This is a genomic window from Streptosporangium sp. NPDC002544 (assembly GCF_040295965.1).
GTDB lineage: Bacteria > Actinomycetota > Actinomycetes > Streptosporangiales > Streptosporangiaceae > Streptosporangium.
Genome location: NZ_JBEOWJ010000009.1, coordinates 286,057 through 307,273, shown reverse-complemented (window position 1 = coordinate 307,273; position 21,217 = coordinate 286,057). Strand labels below are relative to the sequence as shown.

The following is a 21,217-nucleotide window of genomic DNA, read 5'->3' as shown; positions in this document are numbered from 1 at the left end:
GGTCGAAACGGAACTGAGAGTCGTCCCGTCGCGTCAGGGTGGCCTGAAACGGCTGGCACCAGCCGCTACCGAGGCGTAGGGTTGAATCGAATAGATGTTCGATCAAATGGATATGATTCGATCTTGGCGGGCTCTGCCTGGGAAATTGTCCGTTTCCGGCCATCTTCTGTTTTCGGAAGACACCGGTAATCGCTGCTTTCCCTTGAGTCCCAGAAGGAAGCCGGACAATGGAGCAAGGAGCCATGAAAGACGAATTCTTCCCACCCGGTTCTGTTTCCCATGATGACCCTGCGGTCGAACGGGCCATGGAGACGATTGATGGACTTCGGCCCTCCGAACAGAGAGAACTCCTGCGCAGCTCCTACCGCGCGGTGCTGGCCTTCGAGCGGACCAAGGACATTGACCACCTCACGGATTTCGCAAAGAATCTCCTCGCGACCGTTCATCTGCGCGGTATCCCCGCCTATGCGGAAGCACTGAAAAACGCTCCCAAAGGCCCTAGCGGATCGGGCGAGGCGCTGGACATCGAAGAGGTGCTAAACCGACTCATGGAGTGACTATGGCGGAGCTCCGGCTCCAAGCGGGAAGTGAACAAATACTTGCGCAGTGGTGGGAATCGGCTAAGCCCAAGGAAGGTGATCAGCAACTTGTCTGCGAGGTTCTACGAACGATCGCCGATGGGAATTGGCGCAACAGGTGGCATCCGCCCGAGGATCTGGCAAATGATCAGCCTATTCTCCCCATCAAGGCGTTCCGGCCCCGGGACAGCTTGGTCGTACTGGTCCGTTTCTGGCCGGCGGAGGATCCGCCCGAGTTTGAGCTAATCAACATCTTCGACGAAGACGACTTCCCGGATGAGGATTAGCAGTCTGGACTGGATTAGCTCTTCCGAATCGCCTGGGCAAACGCCTTGTCCATGGCCGTGCGCGCCCGCTGGGAGGCTTCCGGGACGAGATGGCCGTAGAGGTCCACGGTCGTGGTGATGGACTCGTGACCGAGCCACCGGGACACCTCGGAGATGGGCACACCAGCGGCAAGAGCCGTGCTCGCGAAGGTGTGTCGCAGGTCGTGAAACGTGGTGTCTGGCTGAAGCTTGGCCGCCTTGACCGCAGGCTTCCAGATATTGGTGTCGAAGTAGTCGCGCCGGATCAGGTTGCCACGGGAGGTACGGCACAGTACGTCGGTAGGGGACCGATCGGTGATGTGGCTTTTGAGTGCTTCGGAGAGGAAGACCGGCATAGGCACATCGCGGACCGAAGCCGGGCTCTTGGGGGTCGCGAGCATCCTCTTTGGCAGGTGGACGCGGCAGAGGGGAAGATCAGGCAGGGGAGGATCCGGACGTCCGTCCTATGCAGTGGCTTCCGCTGTTGGTTACCGTGTGATCATGACTGCGCCGTCCGACGAATCTGAAGCTCTACCTCCCAGTAAGAGCGATGACTTCTGGACGGGCTGGTGGACGTTCATCGGCGGACCAGCACTCGTCATCTTCGGAGCGGACGATCTGATCTACGCGAAGGACTGGTGGGATTACCTATCCGGCATCGGCTCCATCCTCTTTGGCGCAATCATGTGGAAGCAACACGCAAAGATCATCTATCTGCATATTAAGAAGTCCCGCCGCAACAAGCATTGATCGCGGTCTACATCTGATCCGTGACGGCTCAGCTCTTTTCCGGAGAGACTAACTGCGCGACAACGACCGTGGACGCCCACGGACACCGGTGGACGACAGCGGACGGGCACACTAGGACAAGCCGTCTCTCAAAGCAGATCAAACTGACATCAGGATTGCTTTGGGAGCAGAGGGCGATGCAGGGGAGTGGTGCCCCATTGGCTGCGCGGCGCAAGGTGCCCGATCTGATTGATGAGCTCGCGGGCGGGGGTCACAAGGCTCGACACACGAAGGACGTAGCCGGTCTCACCGACAATTCGATCTCGATGGCTACGTGATCTACATAGTTAAGAAGGCCGCTCAAGAGAGCAACAAGCGGGGACCATGCGGGGACCACGCGTCATGCACGGCGCCGAACCACCCGCACGTCACCAGACGCTGTCCATCGCTACCTGAAAGCCATTGAACTGCGAGAACGCCTACTCCAACGTCCTGGGGGTCAAGTGTGCTGCAGGCGACCACACCCATCGTATTCACATCGAAGGCATGGACCGCCCGACTCTTATGTGAGACTCTCCGAAGATGGTTGGAGGCGGAGCGTGAACGAGACGGAGCGGCGGTTTCACCGCGCAATGGTTGATATCTACCAGACCGCCAAGCGGGATCTCAGCTATCCTGCGAACCGCTTCATCCAGATGGTGTCGGACCGCGGGGGACTAGCCGCTGCGAAGCAACTCCTGTGGAGTGACCAGATCTCGGATGGGTTCGAATTCCTGCGGAGTCATGGACGCCTCGATCTCACCGTGGAGGCGCACGTGCTGAAAGAAGAGTTTGCGGAGCTCTTCACGGACGAGGACAGAGAGCGTGCACAGGGCAGGCTCGACTTGCTCCGGTGATCAGTGAGGCTCAACGGACAGGGCACATTGAGGGCACATCGCGTCGGCAGGCAGCGGCAGGCAGTGTCAAACGACGGCAGCGTTTTTGCAGCTCAGAAGCCACATCTCCGGTTCCGGTGCAGGTCACAATCCTGCGGAATTAGAACCCGGCCTACAGGCCGACTCGTCCGCCCTGTCCTCAACGTCACGGTTGGACGCTCTCGTCTTCGGTGGGGCCAGTGTCGGCCGCGCCGACCTCACCGGCCTCCGATGGCCTCACCGAGATTCGTGCCACGGTCCGGGATCTGTCGGAGCGGCTCGCGCGGGTCGAGTCGACGTTGGCCGACCGTCGGTAGCGGGGTCATCCCCGGACGTGGCAGCCGGTCACCCGCCGGGCCAGACCCGCTGCCCGACTCGGCGGGGTATCGCCCAGGCGCATCCGCCGGTCCTCCTGGCGCATCCCGATCAGGACGAACACGTAGCCGACGAACACGGCCACGCCGAGCATGAGGCCGATGATCAGCGGGAGCGTGGTCACGTCCAGCTCACCCCTGCCCGGGTGATGTCGCGCGGACGGCCGGCCGGGCGCCGGGTTTCCTCGCGCCGCTTGGTCGTCGTGCGTTTGGCTCCCTGGCGCCGGATCCAACGCTCTCGCGCCCGGCACTTGCGGCACAGGAACTGTCCCTCTTCCAAGAGTGCGCCGCACCCGTAGGCGGGGGTCTCGTCGATCGGCCGGGTGTAGTTGATCACTGTCGTTTCTCCTCTCGGTCGCTGTCGGTGGTGCTGTGCGATACCGAGAGTGCGACAGAGAGTCAGGACGAGATCACTACAGGATGGGACATGTTCCAGACGTCCGGTCTACGATTGCCGGGTCCCTGAACGTCCCCTCCTACGGGCAGGTGAGATGGCGAACGAGCGGTTACGGGTGGCCCTTCTCGAACACGGGACCACGGTCGACGCGCTGGCCGAGGCCGTCGGAGTCGACGCCAAGACCGTGGAGCGATGGATCACCCAGGGCCGCGTACCGTACCGAAAGCATCGATTCGCGGTCGCCAAACTCCTCGGCCTGGAGGAGGCGTACCTGTGGCCGGGCGCACTGACCTCCCAGCAGACCGCAGCGGTGTCCGAGAGCGAGATCGTCACCGTCTATCCGCACCGCTGGGCCGTTCCCAAGGACGCTTGGGGACGTCTGTTCTCGGCGGCCGAACGGGAGATCGGGGTGCTGGTCTACAGCGGCATCTTCATCGCCCAGGACACCGGCATCATGCGCCTGTTCGCCGAGAAAGCGGAGGCGGGTGTACGGGTGCGGATCCTGCTCGGAGATCCCTCCTGTACAGAGGTCGCGCGGCGCGGCGCGGACGGCGGCCTTGAGGAAGGCATGGCCGCCCAGAGCAGGATGGCGTTGCTCCTCTACCGGTCGCTGGGGCAGCGCGATGGGGTGGAGATCCGGCTGCACGACACCATTCTGTACAACTCCATCTACCGCGGTGACGACCAGCTTCTGGTCAACACCCACGTCTACGGCAGGTTCGCCGCGGATGCGCCGGTCATGCACCTGCGCAAGGTCACCGGTGGCGACATGGTCTCGACCTACGTCGACAGTTTCGAAGCCGTCTGGAACCGGGCCACCCCGGCAGAGTCCTGAGCCATGGCCCGCCGGCTGGACTTCCACGACGACCCCTCAGCGCCCGCGCCCAACAGCCTGGTCCCCTCGGTGAACGTCGTGGTCGTCAACGACGCCGGGGACATCCTGATGATCCACCGCACCGACAACGACAACTGGGCCGTCCCCGGCGGAGCGATCGACCTGGGCGAGTCCCTGCCGGAAACTTGGCATCCCGGTCCCGGAGGAGGAAGCAGAACGAACCGGCCCGCTCCCCCAGATCCATGAGCAGGTTACGGGCCTGCTGGACCGCCCAGGCTCCGGTCTGGTTCGCGGTCACCCCCAGGATGTGCACGCGCCTGGTCGCCACCTCCATCACGAACAGGACGTACAGGCGTTTCAAGGAGATCGTGTCGACGTGGAAGAAGTCGCAGGTCAGCAGCCCTTTCGCCTGGGTACGCAGGAACGTTCGCCACGAGGTGTCGATGTTTCGGGAAGCCGGACCCGGCCGGCTCGCAGGATTCGCCTCACTGTCGCTTCACTGACCTGATAGCCGAGCCGGACGTCGATATCCCCATGCCAGGTTCTCCCGCGCCAGACGCACCACCAGATCCTGGATCTCCTTGCTTGTCCGGGGTCGACCGGGCAGGTTCGGATACGTCCACCGGCGTTGGACCAAGCGACGGTGCCACGCCAGCGGCCTGCCCGGTGTGACCAGCAGATGAGCACGCAGGGCGGGCGACAAGAACCTCGCCGGTGCGGCCAGCACCGCCCGATTGGCGCAGTCCGGCTTCGGGCGAGCGACCTGACGCCGCAGCACCGCCACCTCATGACGGAGCATCATGATCTCGATATTCTTGATCGCTTTGCTTCGACCCGGTAGCGCCAGCCGGCCGAACAACCGAATCATGAGTAAGTAGAGGAGACGGAGAGCCACAAGAACCGATCTTGCCCGCACCGCCACCTCAGGTCGGCCTGCAGGTCGAGCACCCTGCGACGACTTTTGAAGCGGTACAGGCCGGGTCGGACGCGCAGCAGACCCGCCACTCCGTACCCGCGATCACGGCCCTCGATCTCGCGCCGGAGAACTCCGGCAAGGCCGCCGTCGAGCTGCTCATCGCGCGGCTCAACGGCGAGACCGCGCCGGGGCCGATCATCCTTTCCGCCAAGCTGCGGGGGCGCGCGTCGACTGGAGACGCCTGATCCGAGCGTGCCGACCGTCGCTCTTGCGCAGGCAGGACGGGGTGCGAATTCATGCCATTCTTCTTCCGTTCTTCTGGGGTTATTGTTTGCCGACTCGCGGATTCCCATGTCCGGATGGTTCGTAATTCGGCATGAATTCATTCCTGTGGAGGTGGCTTCCATGCCTGTAAGGCTCTTGAGGATTGCCGGGGCGCTCGTGCTGGCCCTGGCGAGCACGCCGGCCGTCCCGGCCGCCGCCCGCGCTGCGGGGCCGTCATCGGTGGTGATCGACTCCTCCGAGGCCGCCCCCGGCGTCGTACGGCTCGCCGGACGGTTCACCGGTGCGTACGACGTGACCATCGTGGTGAACGGCGAGCGGATCGAGCGCGCCAGGGTGAGCGATCCGGACGCCGACGACGCCGGCACGTGGTCCTACGACTTGGACACCAGCGCGATGGACGGCGAGGTCGAGATCTACGCCAAGGCGACGAACGCGGAGACGCGATACGGCACGTGGTCGCAGCCGCTGACGCTGCGGGTGGACAACCCGCCGGCCAGGGCGCCGAAGGTGTCGATCGCCGAGCCGGCTGACGGGGCGAGGCTCACCCGGCCCACGACGGTGCGGGTTGACGTCACCGGCGCGGACGTGCGTTCGGTGCGGGTCCGGGTCAACGGCGGTCCCTGGCAGAGCGCGTCCGGTGCCAAGGGGCGGTACGTGACGCTGGTGAAGCCGGCCAAGTACGGCGATGTCATGGCGAGCCTGGAGGCCGAGGCGGTCGACGCGCGCGGCCACGTGTCCAGGTCGGCCACCCGGTACGTGGCGCTCGGCGCGGTGAAGAAGGAACGCCCGGCGCCGCACCGGCAGGACCGGGCGATGTGGATCTGGGAGAAGGCCTCCTACAACCTGGTGCTCAACCCCAGGTCGCGCCGCCTGCTGGAGACCGTTCTGGCGCCCGACTCGACGATCTACCTGGGAGTGGACACGTACGCCGGGCGCGACATGATCGAGGACGCGCGCCCCGAACTGCGCGACCTCGTGGCCTGGGCGCACGGCCGGGGGATGAAGGTGCACGCCACGGTGGCCGGCGGGACGCGCCCGCCCTATCTCGGCGCGCTCTCCCGCTATCGCGACCGCGCCGTCGGGGAGATGGAGCGCGTTCTCGACTACAACCTCTCGTCGGCGCCGGCCGAGCGCTTCGACGGGATCAACGTCGACATCGAGCCCTACATCCTGCCCTGGTTCGGCAGCGCCAAGCCCGACGTGCAGATCCAGTGGCTGGACACACTGCGGGCGATGATCGCACGCCGGGACGCGTCCGGGCAGCCCCTGCTGTTCGGCCCCGCCGTACCCCGGTGGCTGGACACCTCCGCCTGCTGCACGGACATCCCGTACGGCGGGACCACCCGCACCATGGCCGAACACATCCAGGACATGTCCGACTACATCGCGATCATGGACTACCGGGACCAGGCGGACGGCAGCGCCGGCATCATCGCGCAGGCCGAGGGCGAGATGGCCTACGCCGAGAGCATCGGCAAGCCGCTCTCCGTGGTGGTCGGGGTGGAGACGCTGGACATCGCGACCAGCGGGGACCCGTCCAGCATCACCTTCCGGGAGGAGGGGAGGAACGCGATGGAGGCGGAGCTGGCGAAGGTCTACCAGGCGTTCTCGGGCAGCCCCGCCTTCGCCGGGGTGGCGCTCCACCACTACGACTCCTACCGGGAACTGCCCACGATCTGGGGCCCCTCGGCGCAGTGGCCCGCGCCGCCCGCCGACTCAGGTCCGCCCACGGGCGTCGAGTCGCCGCCGAAGGCCGTCGCGTTCGACCACGCCACGGTCGACCTGACCTACGGGCGGGCCTACGACGACACCGAGGTCGACTTCTACGAGGTGCACAGATCGACGGAGCCGGGCTTCACCCCCGGACCGGGCACGCTCGCCGGCAAGGCGCGCGGCCTGACCCACACCGACGCCGGGCTGCTGCCCGGTACCGCCTACACCTACCGGATCGTGCCCGTGGACGTGGCGGGACACCGCGGCCCCGCGTCCGATCCGGTCGCCGTGACGACCGCGACCACCGACCTGCGTCCGATGGTGGTGGAGTCGATGGCCGTCACGCTGGAAGGCGGCACCGCGCGGGTACGGCTGCGCGTCGTGGACAAGGAGACCGGGGAGCCGGTGGCCGCGACGGTGCGCGGGCGGTTCACCTTCTCCGCCGGACGCTACGTGACGGTGACCGCGAACGCCGACGGCTGGGCCACCGCGACGTCCGAGGCGTTGAAGCAGCCGACGGGCGAGGTCGGGTTCGCCGGTCACCGGCTGACCTCGCCCGGCCGCTACTGGGCCGGCGCCTATGACCAGGACAGGGGCGTCACCGCCCGCTGGTGACGCCGCGTCCGCCGGAGGGCCGTCTCCCGCCGGAGGCGGCCCTTTCACGTACGCATCAAGGCAGGAATTCATTCCTTTTCAGCGCGAAATAGGGCGTGAATTTAGGGTTGACATTGCACATATATGACGAGAAGAATCCCGTTATGGAGCCACCTGATGGAATGAATTCCCTCCCAAAGGGAAGGCGATTCCGCACCCTCGCGGCACGCCTGCGGCAGGAAATCGTGCAGGGTCGCTGGCCGGTCGGCGGCAGGCTGCCGACCGAGGCCGAGCTGGCGCAGACCTACTCGGTCGGGGTGAACACCGTGCGCCGCGCGGTGGACCTGCTGGTCGAGGAGGGACTCGTCCGGCGCCGGCAGGGGTCGGGCACCTTCGTGACCACCACCTCCGTCACCACGGGGGCCAGGCCGCGGCTCATCGGCGCGCTCGTCCCGTCGAACACCTACTACTTCCCCCGGGTCGTCCAGGGCATCGAGCGGGCGGCCACCGCCGCCGGAGTCCAGCTCGTGCTCGCGTGCTCCAACTACGACCCCGGCGTCGAGCTCGCGCAGATCCAGCAGCTCGTCGACGTCGGGGTCGCGGGTCTGCTGCTGGTGCCCAACCTGCACCTCGTCGCCGACCCCGCCGCGCACCTGGCCCGGCTGCGCGAGCTGCCCGTGCCGTACGTGCTGGTGGAGCGCAGGCCGGCCGACCCCCGCCCGGCCGACTCGACGTCCTATGTCTGTACCGACGTGCACGGCGGCGGCTACGCGGCGGTCCAGCACCTCAGCCGGCTCGGCCGGAGCCGGATCGGCTACCTCGGCCGGATCGGCACCGCAACCTCGGAGCATGTCTTCGCGGGATACCGCCAGGCCGTCGCCGACCTCGGGCTGCCGGAGATCCCGGAGGCCGTGGCCAGGCAGCCCGTCTGGACCGGGCCCGACATGCTGGCATACGCCAACTCGCTGGTCACGGAGAAGGTGCGCGCGGTGGTGTGTCTCGGCGACCGCGAGGCGACCGCGCTCCTGCCCTACCTGCGCCGGGTCGGCCTGACCGTCCCCGACGACATCGCCGTGGTCGCCTACGACGACGAGGTCGCCGACCTGTCCGAGGTGCCGCTCACCGCGGTGTCGCCGCCCAAGGCCGAAGTCGGCCGCATGGCGACCGAGCTGCTGCTCCGCCGGATCGAGCTCGGTCCCGTCGCCCCGGTCTGCCGCGTCGTGCTGCAGCCCCGCCTGGCCGTACGGGCCTCCTGTGGCGCCGCCGCCGGCAGCCTCGTCGAGGTCCGCGTCCCCATGTGACGCCGGCCGTCATCCTCACCCCCCTTCCCCTTTCCTGTTGGAGGACCCAATGAGAGTGCGCATGCTCGCCGCCGCCGCGGTGGCCGTCCTCACCGTGGCCGGCACGGCGTCATGTGGCGGCTCGGCCGACGATTCGGGAGCGGTCACCCTGAAGCTCGGCTTCTACGCCGCGGCGGGAGACGCCGCAGACACGACCATGCGGGAGCTCGTCAAGGAGTTCACGGCCGCCAACCCGCGGATCAAGGTGCAGCTGGAGGTCGCGCCGTACGTCAAGTTCTTCGAGAAGCTGCGGACCGAGATCGCCGGCGGGCAGGCGCCGCAGGTGTGGCTGTCCGACGGCGTGCTCGTGCAGGAGTTCGCGGCGCGCGGCGCCCTCGCCGACCTAGGCGACCGGGTCAAGACCGTCAACGCCGACGACTACTTCGGCATCGAGATGAACCGGGACGCCAAGGGCCGGATCTACGGCTTCCCGCAGGGCGCCCAGACACCGGTGCTGTTCTACAACAAGAAGCTGTTCGCTGAGGCCAAGGTGGCCGAGCCAACGGCCGACTGGACCTACGACGACCTCGCCGCGGCGGCCAAGAAGCTCACCAAGGACACCAACGGCGACGGCATCCCCGACACGTATGGCTTCCGCGCCTACTCGCCGGGCTTCACCGAGAGCTGGTGGCCCATCGTCAAGGCGTTCGGCGGCGACATCGTCACCGACGACAACCGCAAGGTGGTCGTCGACAGCCCTCAGTCCAAGGCCGCGCTCGACTGGATGCTCGGTGCGACGGGCAAGGACGGGTTCGCCCCCGACTACGTGACCACCGAGGGCCTGGGCAAGGGCGTCGTCCACACGCTGTTCGCCACCGGCCGGGTCGCGATGTCGTACGGCATCTACGCCCGCACCCTGCCCGCGGTGAGCGCGGGCGTCGACTTCGGGGTGGCGCCGCTGCCGAAGGGCCCGGCCGGCCGCGGCAACATCGCGATCGTCAACTCGTGGGTGGTCAGCAAGGCCGCCTCGCCGGCGCAGGTCGACGCGGCGTGGAAGTGGATCACCTTCTTCTCCGGGGAGGGCCCGCAGCGCAAGTGGGCCGAGCTGGGCGAGGCGATCCCGATCAACAAGAAGGTCGCCTCCACGGCCCTGCCCGCCGACCGCGGCCCGGCGTTCCTCGAATCGCTCGACGCGGCCACCGACCTCGGCGCCAACGCCGTGTGGTCGGAGTACACCGAGGCTCTGGCCAAGCGGATGAACGAGGCGCTGTCGGGCGCCACGCCCGTCGCCACCGCGCTCACGGCCGGGCAGAAGGACGCCCAGGAGGTCATCGACCGCTTCTACGCGGGGCAGACGCAGTGACGGTGCTCACCAGGCGAGCCGGGAAGGTGGCCGCGGAGCCGCGGCCACCCGCCCGGAAACGGCGCACAGGGGAGCGGGCCTGGGCGTTCGCCTTCGCCTCGCCCTACCTGCTCCACCTGGTCGCACTGGCCGCCTGGCCGCTGCTGGCCTCGCTGTTCTTCAGCATGACCGACTACGACCTGATGTCCTCGCCCAGGTTCGTCGGGTTCGGCAACTTCACCCGGCTCTTCAGCGACGGCCTCTTCTGGCGGACGCTCGGCAACACCGCGTACTTCGCCGTGCTGTTCGTGCCGACCCAGACGGCCCTGGCCCTGGGCCTGGCGATCGCGCTCAACCAGCGGCTGCGCGGCATGGCCCTGTTCCGCGCGGCCTACTTCGTCCCGGTCGTCTCCTCGTGGGTGGTCGTCGCGTACGTCGCGGACGCGGTCTTCAACCCGCAGACCGGCATCGCCAACCAGGTGCTCGGCTTCTTCGGGCTGCCCGCCGAGAACTGGCTGCAGGATCCCGCGCTGGTGATCCCCACGCTCGCGGCGGTCGCGGTGTGGAAGGGCGTCGGCTACATGATGGTGCTCTTCCTCGCGGGCCTGCAGGCCATCCCCGAGGAGCGCTACGAGGCGGCGAAGATCGACGGCGCGTCGGCCTGGAACCGGTTCCGGTACATCACCCTGCCCGGTATCTCCGGCACCACCTTCCTGGTGCTGGTGCTCACCTCCATCGAGACGCTGCAGTCGTTCGAGCAGGTCTTCGTGATGACCGACGGAGGTCCGCACGGGGCGAGCGAGCTCACCGTGCTCCACCTCTACCGGCAGGGCTTCCAGTTCTTCCAGATGGGCTACGCCTCGGCCATCGCGTGGGTGCTGTTCGTGCTGGTGCTCGCGCTCACCCTCGTGCAGTTCCGGCTCCAGCGCAGGTGGGTGCACTATGCGTAAGACCGCTTCCTACGTCCTGGTCCTCGCGGGCGCCCTGGTCATGCTGCTGCCCTTCGTGGCAGCTCTCGGGAACTCGCTCAAGAGCTTCGCGCAGTACATCCAGGTGCCGCCGGTGTGGATCCCCGATCCGGTCCAGTGGGACAACTACGCGGAGGTGTGGCGGCGCACCCCGTTCGGGCTCTACCTCGTCAACAGCCTCGTGATCGCGGTCTTCGCCGTGGCCGGCAACGTGCTGACCAGTGCGATGGTCGGCCACGCCCTGGCCAGGATGCGCCTGCCGGGCAAGCAGACGCTGCTCACCATGGCCCTCGGGACCATGATGCTGCCGACCGTCATCACGATCGTCCCGAACTTCCTGCTGTTCCGCTCGCTGGGCTGGCTGGACACGCTGCTGCCGCTCATCGTGCCGTACTGGCTGGCCACGCCCATCGGGATCTTCCTGATGCGGCAGACCTTCCTCGGCATCCCCAAGGACTTCGAGGAGGCCGCGGGCCTCGACGGCGCCAATCCCTGGCAGGTGTTCTGGCGGATCCACCTCCCGCTGGCCAAGCCCGCCCTGGCCACGCTCGCGGTCTTCACGTTCACCACGTCGTGGAAGGCCGTGCTGGAACCCACCATCTACCTCACCTCACCCGAGAACTACACGTTGCCGGTCGGGGTGCTGAGCCTCAAGGGCCAGTTCGTCGGAAACGACCAGCTCGTCACGGCCGCGGCCATGATGAGCCTGCTGCCGATGCTCGTCGTGTTCGTCCTGGCCCAGCGCTATTTCGTCCGCGGCACCATGTCCGCGGGACTCAAGGGCTGAAGTTCCCCATCCGATCCAGAAAGGAAATCGTGACAACAACATCCGGGCTGCGCCTGGGCGTCATCGGCGCGGGCACCATCGCCGAGTTCCACGTGGCCGCCGCACGGCAGACGGCCGGGCAGGTGAAGGTCGTCGCGGTGTGCGATGTGCGGGCCGAGGCGGCGGAGAAGCTGGCCGCGGAGGCCGGCGCCCGCGTCTTCACCGACCATCGGGCGATGATCGAGGCCGGCGGCCTCGACGCGGTCGTGATCACCGTCCCGCACGCCCTGCACGCCCCGATCACCCTGGACGCCGCCGCGGCCGGGCTGCACGTGCTCGTGGAGAAGCCGATCGCCACCACGCGCGAGGACGCGATCCGCATGATCGACGCCTGCCGCGCGGTCGGCGTCGTGTTCGCGGTCGGGCACGTCCTGCGCTTCGTCCCGACGCTGCGCGCCACGGCCGCCTACCTCGCCTCGGGCGAACTCGGCCATGTCGTCGTGGCCTCGGAACGGCGTACCGCCGACTACGCCGACCCCGCGCGGCCTCGCTGGTTCCTCGACGCGGGCATGGCCGGCGGCGGGATCGTGCTCAACGTCGGCACCCACAGCATCGACAAGCTCCAGATGCTCGTCGGCTCGCCGATCGTCGAGGTCACCGGCCACATCGCCGGAGCCGCCGGCGGGTCGGTGGAGACGGAGGCGGTCGCGCTGGCGCGGCACGCCGACGGCACCCGCTCGACGATCTCCGTCACCGGCACCGGCCTGCCGTTCACCGACGAGGCCGAGATCGTGTGCGGGGAGGGCGCGGTACGGATCAGCCGAGGCGAGGGCGTCTGGTCCTTCCGCGGAGGCGTCGCCACCCAGGTGGCCGCTCCCGAACCCGGTGAGATGTCCAGGGCGTTCGCCGCGCAGCTCGCCGACTTCGCGCGGGCCTGCGCGGCGGGGACCGCGCCCGAGGTCACGCCGGAGTACGCGCTGTCCGTCCTGGATGTCGCCCTCGCCGTCTACGAGTCCGCCCGTCAAGGTTCCACCGTCACAGTGAAGGGACAGATGTGAACCCGCTCGCGTTCAGCACGCTCGGCATGCCGGGCGCCCCCGCCGACGAGGTGATCGCGGTGGCCGCCCGGTACGGCTGCGCCGGCGTGGAGCTGCGCTGCGCCGAAGGTGAGATCGTCTCCCCGGACACATCGCCCGGCGACCTGCGCGCGGTCGCGCGCGCTTTCGACGCCGCCGGAATCGAGATCGTCGCCGTCTGCTCCTACACCCGCGTGGCGCGGCCGGATGGCGATCCCGTGGCCGAGGTGCTGCGCCATGTTGAGGTCGCCGAGGCGCTCGGCTCGCCGTACGTGCGGGTCTTCGGCGGGGTCGAGGGGCAGGACGACCCGGCCACCACCGCGACTCGGAGGCTCGCGGAGGTGGCGGACCGGCTGCCGGACAACGGCGTCGACGTGCTGCTGGAGACCCATGACGTCTTCCTCACCGGCGAGGCGATCGCCGGGGTCCTCGCCGGTGTCGGCTCGCCACGGGTCGGCGCGCTGTGGGACGTGGTCAACCCGTGGCGCGCGGGGGAGATGGCCGCCGACACGGCGGACGCGCTGGCGCCCTACCTGCGGCACGTGCAGATCAAGGACGCGGCGGCGCCCACCGAGCTCGCGCCGGTGCTGCCGGGACAGGGCGCGGTCGGGGTGCCCGGCGTGCTCGCCGAGCTCGACCGCATCGGATACTCCGGATACCTCGCGCTGGAGTGGGAGCGCATGTGGTATCCCGACGCGCCCCCGATAGGCGAGGCCCTCACGGCCTTCCGCCAGGTGATCGGGCGATGATCCCGCAGGTGGCCTCGTCGACCCCGGGACAGGGGCTGTTCCCGCTGGACCGGGGCGCGTGGGTGCGCGGTCCGCACGCCGACACGGCGCGGGAGCTGCTCGGCCTGGCCGCGGACGGCGAGGGTCCCGGGGAGATCACCCTCCGCCTCGTGGACGACGCGTCCCTGGGGGAGGAGGGGTACACCCTGACCGTCGCCCCGGAAGGGGTCCAGATCGGCGCGGCGGGCGTCGCGGGCCTGCGCTGGGGCGTCCAGACGCTGCGCCAGCTCGGTGGGCCCGGCGGCGTGCCGTGCGGCACCGTCCGCGACGTGCCCAGGTACGCCTGGCGCGGCGTCATGATCGACGTGGCCCGATGGTGGCGCCCGGTCTCGTTCCTGCGCGCGTACGTGGATCTGCTGGCGCTGCACAAGTTCAACGTCCTGCACCTGCACCTCACCGACGACCAGGGCTGGCGGTTCGAGGTGCGCGGGCACCCGCGGCTCACCGAGGTCGGGGCCCACCGCGCCGAGTCCCCTGCCGGCCACGCACGGGAGGGCAGGTTCGACGGCACCCCGCACGGGGGTTTCTACACCCAGCGGGAGCTGCGCGACCTGGTGGATTACGCGGCCGCCCGCGGTGTGACCGTGGTCCCCGAGATCGAGTTCCCCGGACACTCCCAGGCCGCGATCGCGGCCTGCCCCTGGCTCGGCCACTCGCCGGCCGAACCCGTCGAGGTGCGGACCTCGTGGGGCATCTCGTCGCACGTGCTCAACGTGAGCGACCGCGCCGCTGGTTTCGCCCGCGACGTGCTCGACGAGCTGTGCGACGTGTTCCCGTCCCGATTCGTCCATATCGGTGGTGACGAGGTCCGCAGCGACGAATGGGCCGCCAGTCCCGACGCCGCGCGGCGGGTGACGAGCGCCGGGCTCGCCGGGCCGGCCGCGCTGCACGGCTGGTGGGGACGGCTCCTCGCCGATCACCTGCGTGGGCTCGGCCGCCGCGCGGTGGCCTGGGACGACATGCTCGACCACGGCCCGCCCGAGGACATGGTGATCATGGCGTGGCGGGGCGTGGACCGGATCGACGCGGCTCTGCGGGCGGGCCACGAGGTGGTCGCCGCCCCGCACACGCACACCTACCTCGACTACGCCGAATCGGACGCTCCCGGAGAGCCGGTCAGCATCGCGGGGCCGCTTCCGTTGGAAACCGTCTACGGATTCGACGCGGGGGAGGGGGTCCTCGGCATGCAGGCCCAGCTCTGGGGCGAGTACCTCCCCACGCGGGAACGCTTCGACTACAACGCCTTTCCCCGCCTCTGCGCCGTCGCCGAGGCCGCCTGGTCCTCCGGCCGGGACCTCGGCGACTTCACCCGGCGGCTGACCGCCCACCTGCCGCTCCTCGACCGCCTGGGCGTGGGCTACCGGCGGCCACACGACGAAGGAGCGCGACATGTTCACCTCTGAGCGGGAACTTGAGGACCGGCTGGCCACTCCTTCGGCCGCGCTGGTCACCGACGTCGGCGAGCTGGACGGCGACCTCGTCGTGCTCGGTGCCGGCGGCAAGATGGGGCCGAGCCTGGTCCGGCTGGCCCGGCGCGCGCTGGACACCGCGGGACGGAAGTCCGCCCGCGTGTACGCCGTGTCGCGCTGGTCGGACGACGCCGCCGCCAAGGCGCTGGCGGACCAGGGCGTCGACGTGGTGCGCCACGACCTGATGGGCGGCGACGACCTGGCCGGGCTGCCCGACGCGGCGAACGTCGTTTTCATGGTCGGCGCCAAGTTCGGCACGTCGGCCGCGCCGTACCAGGCGTGGGCGGTCAACGCGGCGCTGCCCGCCGCCGTCGCCCGCCGCTACCGCGACTCGGCGATCACGGCGTTCTCCACCGGCAACGTGTACCCGCTGGTGGACGTGGCCTCCGGAGGTAGCGCGGAGGGCGACCAGCCGGGACCGGTGGGGGAGTACGCGATGAGCTGCCTCGGCCGCGAGCGGATCTTCGAACACGCCGCCGCCACGTACGGCACCCGGGTCGCGATCCTGCGCCTCAACTACGCGGTGGACCTGCGCTACGGCGTGATCGCGGACATCGCCGCCAATGTGGTGGCGGGCGAGCCGGTCGACGTCACGACCGGGCACGTCAACGTCGTGTGGCAGGGGTATGCGAACGAGGTCGCGCTGCGTTCGTTGCTGCACGCGCGGGCTCCGGAGGCGTTCACGCTCAACCTGACCGGTCCCGAGACCGCCTCGGTACGGCGCACGGCCACCCGGCTCGCCGCCGCGCTCGGCGTCGAAGCGACCTTCCACGGCCAGGAGAGTGGTACGGCGCTGTTGAACGACGCCTCCCGCTGCCACGGCCTGTTCGGCTATCCGGACGTGCCGTTGGACACGCTGATCGCGTGGCAGGCCGCCTGGCTGGCGCGTGGGCTGCCCCTTTCGGGAAAGCCGACCAAGTTCGCGGTGCGCGACGGGGGGTTCTGAGATGTCGATCGACCTGCTCAGGGAGGGGACGGTCATCCCCGCCCACCCGCTGGCGCTGACCGAACAGCGCACGCTCGACGAACGTCGCCAGCGCGCGCTCACCCGCTACTACCTCGCCTCGGGGGCGGGCGGGGTGGCCGTCGCGGTGCATACGACGCAGTTCGAGATCCGCCAGGCAGGGCTGCTCCGGCCGGTGCTGGAGATCTCCGCCGACGTGGTCGCGAAGGAGCCCGACCGGCCCTTCGTCATGGTAGCCGGAGCGTGCGGCGACACGCCCCAGGCCGTCGCCGAGGCGGAGCTCGCGGCCTCACTGGGCTACGACGCCGTGCTGCTGTCCCCGCAGGTGCCGGGCGCCGACGAGCCGGAGCTGCTGGACCGGGCCAGGGCCGTGGGCGAGGTGCTGCCCGTCATCGGCTTCTACCTGCAGGAGGCGGTGGGCGGTCGGAGGCTGAGCCCGCCGTTCTGGCGCTCGCTGGCCGAGCAGGATTCCGTGGTGGCGATCAAGATGGCGCCCTTCGACCGTTACCGTACGGTCGAGGTGGTCAGGGCCGTCGCCGAGTCGGGGCGCGGCGACGACATCGCGCTCTACACCGGCAACGACGACAACATCCTGGCCGACCTGCTCACGCCGGTCGCGGGCCGCCGCCTCGTCGGCGGCCTGCTCGGCCAGTGGGCGGTGTGGACCCGCGCGGCGGTGCTCATGTTCGAGGAGGTACGGCGGGCGTGGGCCGGGGACGACCGGGTCTTGCGCTCCCTGCTGGCCCGCGCCGCCGACCTCACCGACGCCAACGGCGCCGTTTTCGACGTGGCGGGCGGCTTCCGCGGCTGCATCGCCGGAGTCCACGAGGTGCTGCGCGGACAGGGCCTCATGGCCGGCACGTGGTGCCTCGATCCGGCCGAAGGGCTGTCCCCGGGACAGGCCGAGGAGATCGCCCGGGTCGGCGCCGCCTATCCCTGGCTGGTCGACGACGACTTCGTCGCCGCCCACCTGGACGACTGGCTGCGCTGACCACAGGTGAACCCCGGCCTTGGGCGCCGAGGCGGGAGACCGAGGCCGCGGGGCCTGGGGTGCTGAGGCCGGGGCTGGGGAGTGCATCCCCGGCCCCGGGCCGCGCAGGCGATTCGGTGAGCCGCCGCTCTCGTCAGGGAGCGGCGGCTTCACCTTGTCAGACTCGTCAGACGCTCCAGTGCGCCGTGGAGAGGGCGCGGACCGCGTCCTCGTCCACCTCGACGCCGAGTCCCGGCCCCGTGGGCACCAGAGCCGTGCCGTCCACGACCTCCACCGTGCTCCCCCCGACGTAGGCCGAGTGGACGAACTGCCGTCCGTTGAGGTCGACAGGGGTGTCCACGCCGAACGCGGCGAACAGGTGCAGCGAGGCGGCGAACCCGAGATCGGTGTCGGTCAGCCCCGATCCCATGATGCGCAGCCCCGCGTCCTCGGCGAGCTGGCACAGCCGGCGGGACAGCGTGAGACCGCCTGAACGCTGGACCTTGGCGATGGCGATGTCGACCGCGTCGAGCTTCACGAACGTGGCCAGGTCGGAGGGATGGCGCAGGCTCTCGTCCAGCGCCACGGGCAGGGGGCTCCGGTCCCGCAGCCTGCGCAGCCCGGTGACGTCGTTGGCGGGCAGCGGCTGCTCGAACGCCGACACGTCCAGGTCGGCGAGCCTGCGCGCCATGCGCAACGCGCCGTCCACGGTGTAGGCCTGATTCGCGTCCACCCAGATGGGCGCGTCCGGGGCCGCCTCTCTGACCGCCGCCACGACAGAGACGTCCGTCGCCTCGTCGTGCAGGCCTACCTTGACCTTGTACGCGTGATAGCCCTGCGCCCGGCCCTCCTCGACCGCCTGCCGTACCTCGGCCGGGGTCTGGCCGGCCACGATCCAGCCGAGCGTGATGCGGTCGACGCGGCGCTGGCCCCAGAGCAGGCCGATGGAGACTCCGAGCGCCCGGCCGAGCAGGTCGTGCAGCGCGATGTCGAGTGCGGACTTGGCGATGGGCGAGCCGATCGTCAGCCCCCGGTTGATCACCCTCTCGTAGGCCGCGCAGGCGCCGTCGAGATCCCACGCCGGCCGTCCGATCAGCGCGGGAGCGAGGTAGCGGTCGATCGTCGTCGAGATCGACTCCACGGTCTCGTAGGTCCAGGCGGGCGTCGGCGTCGCCTCCCCCCAGCCGGTCTGCCCTCCGGCCGTCACCTTGACGAGAACCCGTTCGGCGGGCCTTCCCGCCGTGGTGACACTCCCTCCGGAAATGCTGAACGACCGGATGGTCGGCAATTCCACGACGAATGTCTCCACCCGCTCGATGACCAGCGAATCCATGATTCTCCCAATGGAATGAATTCATGCTTATTTCTTTTATGGCAATGCCCTAAACCTAGCATGCCGGAAATGGCTCACGAATTAATGGAATGAATTCATTGCCCCTGTTGTCGAGTTCCGGCGTGGACTGAATCCCGCCCTGCCTGGCTCGCGTACGCCCGCGTCGTCGCCGGCGCCCCGGCGAGACGCCCTCCGCGGCGGTCCCGGGCCCGGATGCGCCCGTCCTTGCCGTGAGTCAATGGGGCCGCAGGCCGGCTGCGGTCGGGAAGGTGGGCGTGTCCCTCCGGCCGGAGAGGGCGGGCCCTGCGCCCCGTAGGCGTGAAAGCATGTTATGGACATCTGCCGCCCTCCGCGGAGGACCGAAGATGATCGGCAGGCGCTGGAATGTCACCATCGTCATCACCGAACACGGTGATGACACTCATGCCCGTGCCGCACTGACCGTTCCGGCCGTGGTCAGCGTTTCGGGCGCGGGACATGCCCGCCGAGTTTGGACCCCAGTGGACAACACCCGGAGAAGCTGATCAGTTCAACAAGGATCGACTCACCCACCTCGGCGGTCCGAGGCAGAGCCTTTCTCGAATATCAGCAAGTCAATGAGAAAGGTCCGTGAGGTCCCAGATTCGGATGCTGCCGTCGTTGCCGCCGGAGACGGCGATTGGTTTGCCTTTGAGCATGGTCACCGCGACCCCGCTGACGGCACCGTGGTGGCCGGAGAAGGGAGGCAGGAGCGGTTTCATCGTCTGCGGGTCCCACACGATCACCGTGCCGTCGTCCTGCCCGGTCACCAGCACCGTCCGGGATCCGACGCGCGTGACGGCCATGGCGGTGGACCGGATGCTCAGGGCCTTGCCATACGGCTCGCCCGTCGTGGCGTCCCACAAGCGGATGCCGCCCCATCCGGGGGCGTACTTACGCCGGAAGAAGACGATGGTCTTACCGTCGACCTGCCCGATCGCCAGGGATTCAGCCTGGCCGCCGCTAGTGATCGGCTTGCCGATCGGTTGGCCGGTGGCCTGGTCCCATAGCTTTATCTGATGGCCGGAGGCGGTGGCGATGATCCGGCTGCCAACCGCGACGGCATCAACTCCCGTCGCGGTGACCTGGCGGAGAAGGTTTCCCGTCGACAAATCCCAGAGTTCGGCTTCGCCGTCCTGCGTCGCGCTGGCCACGACGGAGCCATCCGCCGAGAGCGGGGCAGGTCCGTTGTCGGATGCGACGAAGATCCCTGTTTTGTCCACCCGTTTGCCCGTCGCCGCATCGCGGGCCACCAGCCCATGCTCAATATCCGCGTAGATGATGACTGGCTTGCCGTCCCGCGTGGCCGTGGTCATGGGCGCGTACTCGATACACGCGCAGGAGATGGGGGCACGGAATGGCTTATGGGTGGCCAGATCCCACATGCGGATCGTGAAGTCGCTGCCTGTAGTCACGGCTATGGCCTTGCCCCGGACCTTGGTCACCGCGAGTGTTTCGACGCCCCCGCCGTAGCCGAAGAACGGCTTGCCGAGTTGTCTGCCCGTGCGCAGGTCCCAGATCGTCAGCGTCCCGTCGGGATCGCCGATGACCAGGATCGGCGTGGTGCCGTACCTGCCCACCGCCGCCACGTGATCCAAGAGATCGTCGCTGTCCCAGCCGTGGCCGATGACTTTGCCGGTGGCCAGGTCGGCCACCCGCAGGGTGCCGGCCCCGCCCAAGATCGTGACCGTTCTCCCGTCGAGCTCGCTCAACTCGACGGGGGAGAACTCACCCTTGTGCTTCACCTCGGTGACAGCGCCAGTGGCCAGGTCCCAGTGTTCCATGCGACCGTAGGAATCGCCGTCGGTACCGGTGACGACTGCGACGCCACCCTGGATGGCGATGCTGCTGATGTAGTCCATCGATGTCACCTTGGCGATGGCCAGAGCCTTGCCCGTCTTCAGGTCCCACGAACGGAGAACCTCATCCGCGTCCCCGGTGACGGCTACGGTGGTCCCGCCCAGTTGCCCGATCGCCCCGGCCCTGGGTTCGGCCTCATGCCCCTTCAGCGTGGCGCCGACCGTGGAGCCGGTGGTCAGGTTCCAGAGCTGGAGCTCGTCGTACTCGCCTTCGGTCAGCGCGACATGCTGACCGTCGTGTGAGCCAACGGCCAGCAGATTGGTATCAAGGGTTTGGGTCATGATCGGTGGGGTCAACGGACGGCGCGTGCCGAGGTCCCACGCGCGCAAGGCACCACCGCTCACGACCGCGATGTCCTTGCCGTCCCAGTGGTGCAGCTCGACGTGGTCCACGCCGCCCTGACCCGCGGGGATGGGCTCGCCAATGAGCTTGCGCGTGGCGAGATCCCAGACGCGAAGCAGGTCGTCCCAGCCACCTGTGACGATCACCGGCTTGCCGTTCACCGAACCAACCGCCGGGGAGACAGTCCGGTTGCTGTGCCCGTACATGGCGGGCCCAAGCTGACGGCCGGGCATGGGCGCCGCATGCGCGGTGATCTCCGGGATCGCAGGGGACGATGGGGTGGGTGCGGTGCGAGGATCCGCGCTGCAAGCGCCGGCAAGGGTAAGCAACCCAAGCGCAATCGTAAGTGCCTTGAACGATGCCACCCGAACCCTCCCCGCGATGGCATATCAACGCCTATG

24 protein-coding genes and 1 pseudogene are annotated in these 21,217 nt (G+C 68.7%); 19 read left to right on the top strand and 6 right to left on the bottom strand.

What is annotated here, in order from left to right; translation table 11 throughout:
* The first annotated feature begins 242 nt into the window (after positions 1 to 242).
* Together ABT061_RS16720 and ABT061_RS16715 are read left to right on the top strand one after the other, a co-directional pair.
* Entirely contained in the window at positions 243 to 557 is a 315-nt protein-coding gene (locus ABT061_RS16720) for a hypothetical protein (RefSeq protein WP_350917783.1), read from the top strand.
* A gap of 2 nt (positions 558 to 559) precedes the next feature.
* Complete coding sequence (locus ABT061_RS16715) at positions 560 to 865, top strand: hypothetical protein (protein ID WP_350917780.1); 306 nt, start codon at positions 560 to 562, stop codon at positions 863 to 865.
* A gap of 14 nt (positions 866 to 879) precedes the next feature.
* Here the strand turns inward: ABT061_RS16715 and ABT061_RS16710 are convergent, their stop codons facing one another.
* Positions 880 to 1,239 (bottom strand): tyrosine-type recombinase/integrase, encoded by a 360-nt coding sequence (locus ABT061_RS16710; RefSeq protein ID WP_350917777.1) that lies wholly within the window; start codon positions 1,237 to 1,239, stop codon positions 880 to 882.
* Positions 1,240 to 1,384: 145 nt separating this feature from the next.
* On the opposite strand from ABT061_RS16710, the gene ABT061_RS16705 reads away from it, so the two are divergent.
* The gene (locus ABT061_RS16705; RefSeq protein ID WP_350917774.1) at positions 1,385 to 1,633 is read left to right on the top strand and encodes a hypothetical protein; all 249 of its coding nucleotides are present in this window, start codon (positions 1,385 to 1,387) and stop codon (positions 1,631 to 1,633) included.
* A 578-nt stretch (positions 1,634 to 2,211) separates the two neighbouring features.
* Entirely contained in the window at positions 2,212 to 2,508 is a 297-nt protein-coding gene (locus ABT061_RS16700; protein WP_350917771.1) for a hypothetical protein, read from the top strand.
* A gap of 340 nt (positions 2,509 to 2,848) precedes the next feature.
* On the opposite strand, the gene ABT061_RS16695 is transcribed toward ABT061_RS16700, so the two are convergent.
* Positions 2,849 to 3,025 carry a hypothetical protein gene (locus ABT061_RS16695; RefSeq protein WP_350917768.1) on the bottom strand — a complete coding sequence of 59 codons (177 nt, stop codon included), beginning with the start codon at positions 3,023 to 3,025 and terminating at the stop codon, positions 2,849 to 2,851.
* Positions 3,022 to 3,237: a hypothetical protein gene (locus ABT061_RS16690; RefSeq protein WP_350917765.1), complete on the bottom strand. Its 216-nt coding sequence runs from the start codon at positions 3,235 to 3,237 to the stop codon at positions 3,022 to 3,024. The genes ABT061_RS16695 and ABT061_RS16690 overlap by 4 nt, the downstream gene beginning before the upstream one ends.
* 154 nt (positions 3,238 to 3,391) lie before the next feature.
* Here ABT061_RS16690 and ABT061_RS16685 point away from each other — a divergent pair, with 154 nt between their 5' ends.
* The 3 genes and pseudogenes from ABT061_RS16685 (at position 3,392) to ABT061_RS16675 (ending at position 4,635) form a co-directional block, all read left to right on the top strand.
* Positions 3,392 to 4,132, top strand: coding sequence for a helix-turn-helix domain-containing protein (locus ABT061_RS16685; protein WP_350917762.1), 741 nt, complete (start codon positions 3,392 to 3,394; stop codon positions 4,130 to 4,132).
* Between the two features lie 3 nt (positions 4,133 to 4,135).
* Positions 4,136 to 4,315, top strand: a pseudogene (locus ABT061_RS16680) (NUDIX domain-containing protein); the annotation flags it as partial.
* A 59-nt stretch (positions 4,316 to 4,374) separates the two neighbouring features.
* Positions 4,375 to 4,635, top strand: a complete 261-nt coding sequence (locus tag ABT061_RS16675; protein WP_350917759.1) for a hypothetical protein — start codon at positions 4,375 to 4,377, stop codon at positions 4,633 to 4,635.
* Here the strand turns inward: ABT061_RS16675 and ABT061_RS16670 are convergent.
* Entirely contained in the window at positions 4,629 to 5,000 is a 372-nt protein-coding gene (locus tag ABT061_RS16670) for a hypothetical protein (protein ID WP_350917756.1), read from the bottom strand. The genes ABT061_RS16675 and ABT061_RS16670 overlap by 7 nt on opposite strands.
* 38 nt (positions 5,001 to 5,038) lie before the next feature.
* Between ABT061_RS16670 and ABT061_RS16665 the strand changes: the two genes are divergently transcribed.
* From ABT061_RS16665 to ABT061_RS16615, 11 genes are all read left to right on the top strand, one after another.
* On the top strand, positions 5,039 to 5,293 hold the full coding sequence (locus ABT061_RS16665) for a substrate-binding domain-containing protein (protein WP_350917753.1): 255 nt from the start codon (positions 5,039 to 5,041) through the stop codon (positions 5,291 to 5,293).
* A gap of 160 nt (positions 5,294 to 5,453) precedes the next feature.
* Positions 5,454 to 7,661 (top strand): Ig-like domain-containing protein, encoded by a 2,208-nt coding sequence (locus ABT061_RS16660; protein ID WP_350917750.1) that lies wholly within the window; start codon positions 5,454 to 5,456, stop codon positions 7,659 to 7,661.
* Between the two features lie 161 nt (positions 7,662 to 7,822).
* Positions 7,823 to 8,941 carry a GntR family transcriptional regulator gene (locus tag ABT061_RS16655; protein WP_350917747.1) on the top strand — a complete coding sequence of 373 codons (1,119 nt, stop codon included), beginning with the start codon at positions 7,823 to 7,825 and terminating at the stop codon, positions 8,939 to 8,941.
* A gap of 49 nt (positions 8,942 to 8,990) precedes the next feature.
* Entirely contained in the window at positions 8,991 to 10,283 is a 1,293-nt protein-coding gene (locus tag ABT061_RS16650; RefSeq protein ID WP_350917744.1) for an extracellular solute-binding protein, read from the top strand.
* Positions 10,280 to 11,212: a carbohydrate ABC transporter permease gene (locus ABT061_RS16645; RefSeq protein WP_350917741.1), complete on the top strand. Its 933-nt coding sequence runs from the start codon at positions 10,280 to 10,282 to the stop codon at positions 11,210 to 11,212. Before ABT061_RS16650 ends, ABT061_RS16645 begins: the two co-directional genes overlap by 4 nt.
* Positions 11,205 to 12,017, top strand: a complete 813-nt coding sequence (locus tag ABT061_RS16640; protein ID WP_350917738.1) for a carbohydrate ABC transporter permease — start codon at positions 11,205 to 11,207, stop codon at positions 12,015 to 12,017. The genes ABT061_RS16645 and ABT061_RS16640 overlap by 8 nt, the downstream gene beginning before the upstream one ends.
* A gap of 29 nt (positions 12,018 to 12,046) precedes the next feature.
* On the top strand, positions 12,047 to 13,054 hold the full coding sequence (locus ABT061_RS16635) for a Gfo/Idh/MocA family protein (protein WP_350917735.1): 1,008 nt from the start codon (positions 12,047 to 12,049) through the stop codon (positions 13,052 to 13,054).
* On the top strand, positions 13,051 to 13,821 hold the full coding sequence (locus ABT061_RS16630) for a sugar phosphate isomerase/epimerase family protein (protein WP_350917733.1): 771 nt from the start codon (positions 13,051 to 13,053) through the stop codon (positions 13,819 to 13,821). The genes ABT061_RS16635 and ABT061_RS16630 overlap by 4 nt, the downstream gene beginning before the upstream one ends.
* A complete protein-coding gene (locus ABT061_RS16625) occupies positions 13,818 to 15,263 on the top strand; it encodes a beta-N-acetylhexosaminidase (RefSeq protein ID WP_350917730.1) in 1,446 nt (481 codons plus the stop codon). The genes ABT061_RS16630 and ABT061_RS16625 overlap by 4 nt, the downstream gene beginning before the upstream one ends.
* Positions 15,250 to 16,275 (top strand): NAD-dependent epimerase/dehydratase family protein, encoded by a 1,026-nt coding sequence (locus ABT061_RS16620; protein ID WP_350917727.1) that lies wholly within the window; start codon positions 15,250 to 15,252, stop codon positions 16,273 to 16,275. The genes ABT061_RS16625 and ABT061_RS16620 overlap by 14 nt, the downstream gene beginning before the upstream one ends.
* Position 16,276: 1 nt before the next feature.
* Positions 16,277 to 17,284: a dihydrodipicolinate synthase family protein gene (locus tag ABT061_RS16615; protein ID WP_350917724.1), complete on the top strand. Its 1,008-nt coding sequence runs from the start codon at positions 16,277 to 16,279 to the stop codon at positions 17,282 to 17,284.
* A gap of 166 nt (positions 17,285 to 17,450) precedes the next feature.
* Here the strand turns inward: ABT061_RS16615 and ABT061_RS16610 are convergent, their stop codons facing one another.
* Positions 17,451 to 18,596 (bottom strand): mandelate racemase/muconate lactonizing enzyme family protein, encoded by a 1,146-nt coding sequence (locus ABT061_RS16610; protein WP_350917721.1) that lies wholly within the window; start codon positions 18,594 to 18,596, stop codon positions 17,451 to 17,453.
* Between the two features lie 326 nt (positions 18,597 to 18,922).
* Between ABT061_RS16610 and ABT061_RS16605 the strand changes: the two genes are divergently transcribed.
* Positions 18,923 to 19,120 carry a dsRBD fold-containing protein gene (locus ABT061_RS16605; protein WP_350917718.1) on the top strand — a complete coding sequence of 66 codons (198 nt, stop codon included), beginning with the start codon at positions 18,923 to 18,925 and terminating at the stop codon, positions 19,118 to 19,120.
* A 69-nt stretch (positions 19,121 to 19,189) separates the two neighbouring features.
* Here ABT061_RS16605 and ABT061_RS16600 read toward each other — a convergent pair whose 3' ends face one another.
* On the bottom strand, positions 19,190 to 21,181 hold the full coding sequence (locus tag ABT061_RS16600) for a WD40 repeat domain-containing protein (protein WP_350917715.1): 1,992 nt from the start codon (positions 21,179 to 21,181) through the stop codon (positions 19,190 to 19,192).
* Between the last annotated feature and the right edge of the window lie 36 nt (positions 21,182 to 21,217).

What these genes read in the sequence shown, in the direction of transcription:
- ABT061_RS16670 (WP_350917756.1), bottom strand. Translation starts at nt 5,000, where the DNA reads ATGATTCGGTTGTTCGGCCGGCTGGCGCTACCGGGTCGAAGCAAAGCG.
- ABT061_RS16640 (WP_350917738.1), top strand. Translation starts at nt 11,205, where the DNA reads ATGCGTAAGACCGCTTCCTACGTCCTGGTCCTCGCGGGCGCCCTGGTC.
- ABT061_RS16650 (WP_350917744.1), top strand. Translation starts at nt 8,991, where the DNA reads ATGAGAGTGCGCATGCTCGCCGCCGCCGCGGTGGCCGTCCTCACCGTG.
- ABT061_RS16655 (WP_350917747.1), top strand. Translation starts at nt 7,823, where the DNA reads ATGAATTCCCTCCCAAAGGGAAGGCGATTCCGCACCCTCGCGGCACGC.
- ABT061_RS16715 (WP_350917780.1), top strand. Translation starts at nt 560, where the DNA reads ATGGCGGAGCTCCGGCTCCAAGCGGGAAGTGAACAAATACTTGCGCAG.
- ABT061_RS16625 (WP_350917730.1), top strand. Translation starts at nt 13,818, where the DNA reads ATGATCCCGCAGGTGGCCTCGTCGACCCCGGGACAGGGGCTGTTCCCG.
- ABT061_RS16705 (WP_350917774.1), top strand. Translation starts at nt 1,385, where the DNA reads ATGACTGCGCCGTCCGACGAATCTGAAGCTCTACCTCCCAGTAAGAGC.
- ABT061_RS16615 (WP_350917724.1), top strand. Translation starts at nt 16,277, where the DNA reads ATGTCGATCGACCTGCTCAGGGAGGGGACGGTCATCCCCGCCCACCCG.
- ABT061_RS16605 (WP_350917718.1), top strand. Translation starts at nt 18,923, where the DNA reads ATGTTATGGACATCTGCCGCCCTCCGCGGAGGACCGAAGATGATCGGC.
- ABT061_RS16710 (WP_350917777.1), bottom strand. Translation starts at nt 1,239, where the DNA reads ATGCCGGTCTTCCTCTCCGAAGCACTCAAAAGCCACATCACCGATCGG.
- ABT061_RS16720 (WP_350917783.1), top strand. Translation starts at nt 243, where the DNA reads ATGAAAGACGAATTCTTCCCACCCGGTTCTGTTTCCCATGATGACCCT.
- ABT061_RS16685 (WP_350917762.1), top strand. Translation starts at nt 3,392, where the DNA reads ATGGCGAACGAGCGGTTACGGGTGGCCCTTCTCGAACACGGGACCACG.
- ABT061_RS16660 (WP_350917750.1), top strand. Translation starts at nt 5,454, where the DNA reads ATGCCTGTAAGGCTCTTGAGGATTGCCGGGGCGCTCGTGCTGGCCCTG.
- ABT061_RS16610 (WP_350917721.1), bottom strand. Translation starts at nt 18,596, where the DNA reads ATGGATTCGCTGGTCATCGAGCGGGTGGAGACATTCGTCGTGGAATTG.
- ABT061_RS16675 (WP_350917759.1), top strand. Translation starts at nt 4,375, where the DNA reads ATGAGCAGGTTACGGGCCTGCTGGACCGCCCAGGCTCCGGTCTGGTTC.
- ABT061_RS16620 (WP_350917727.1), top strand. Translation starts at nt 15,250, where the DNA reads ATGTTCACCTCTGAGCGGGAACTTGAGGACCGGCTGGCCACTCCTTCG.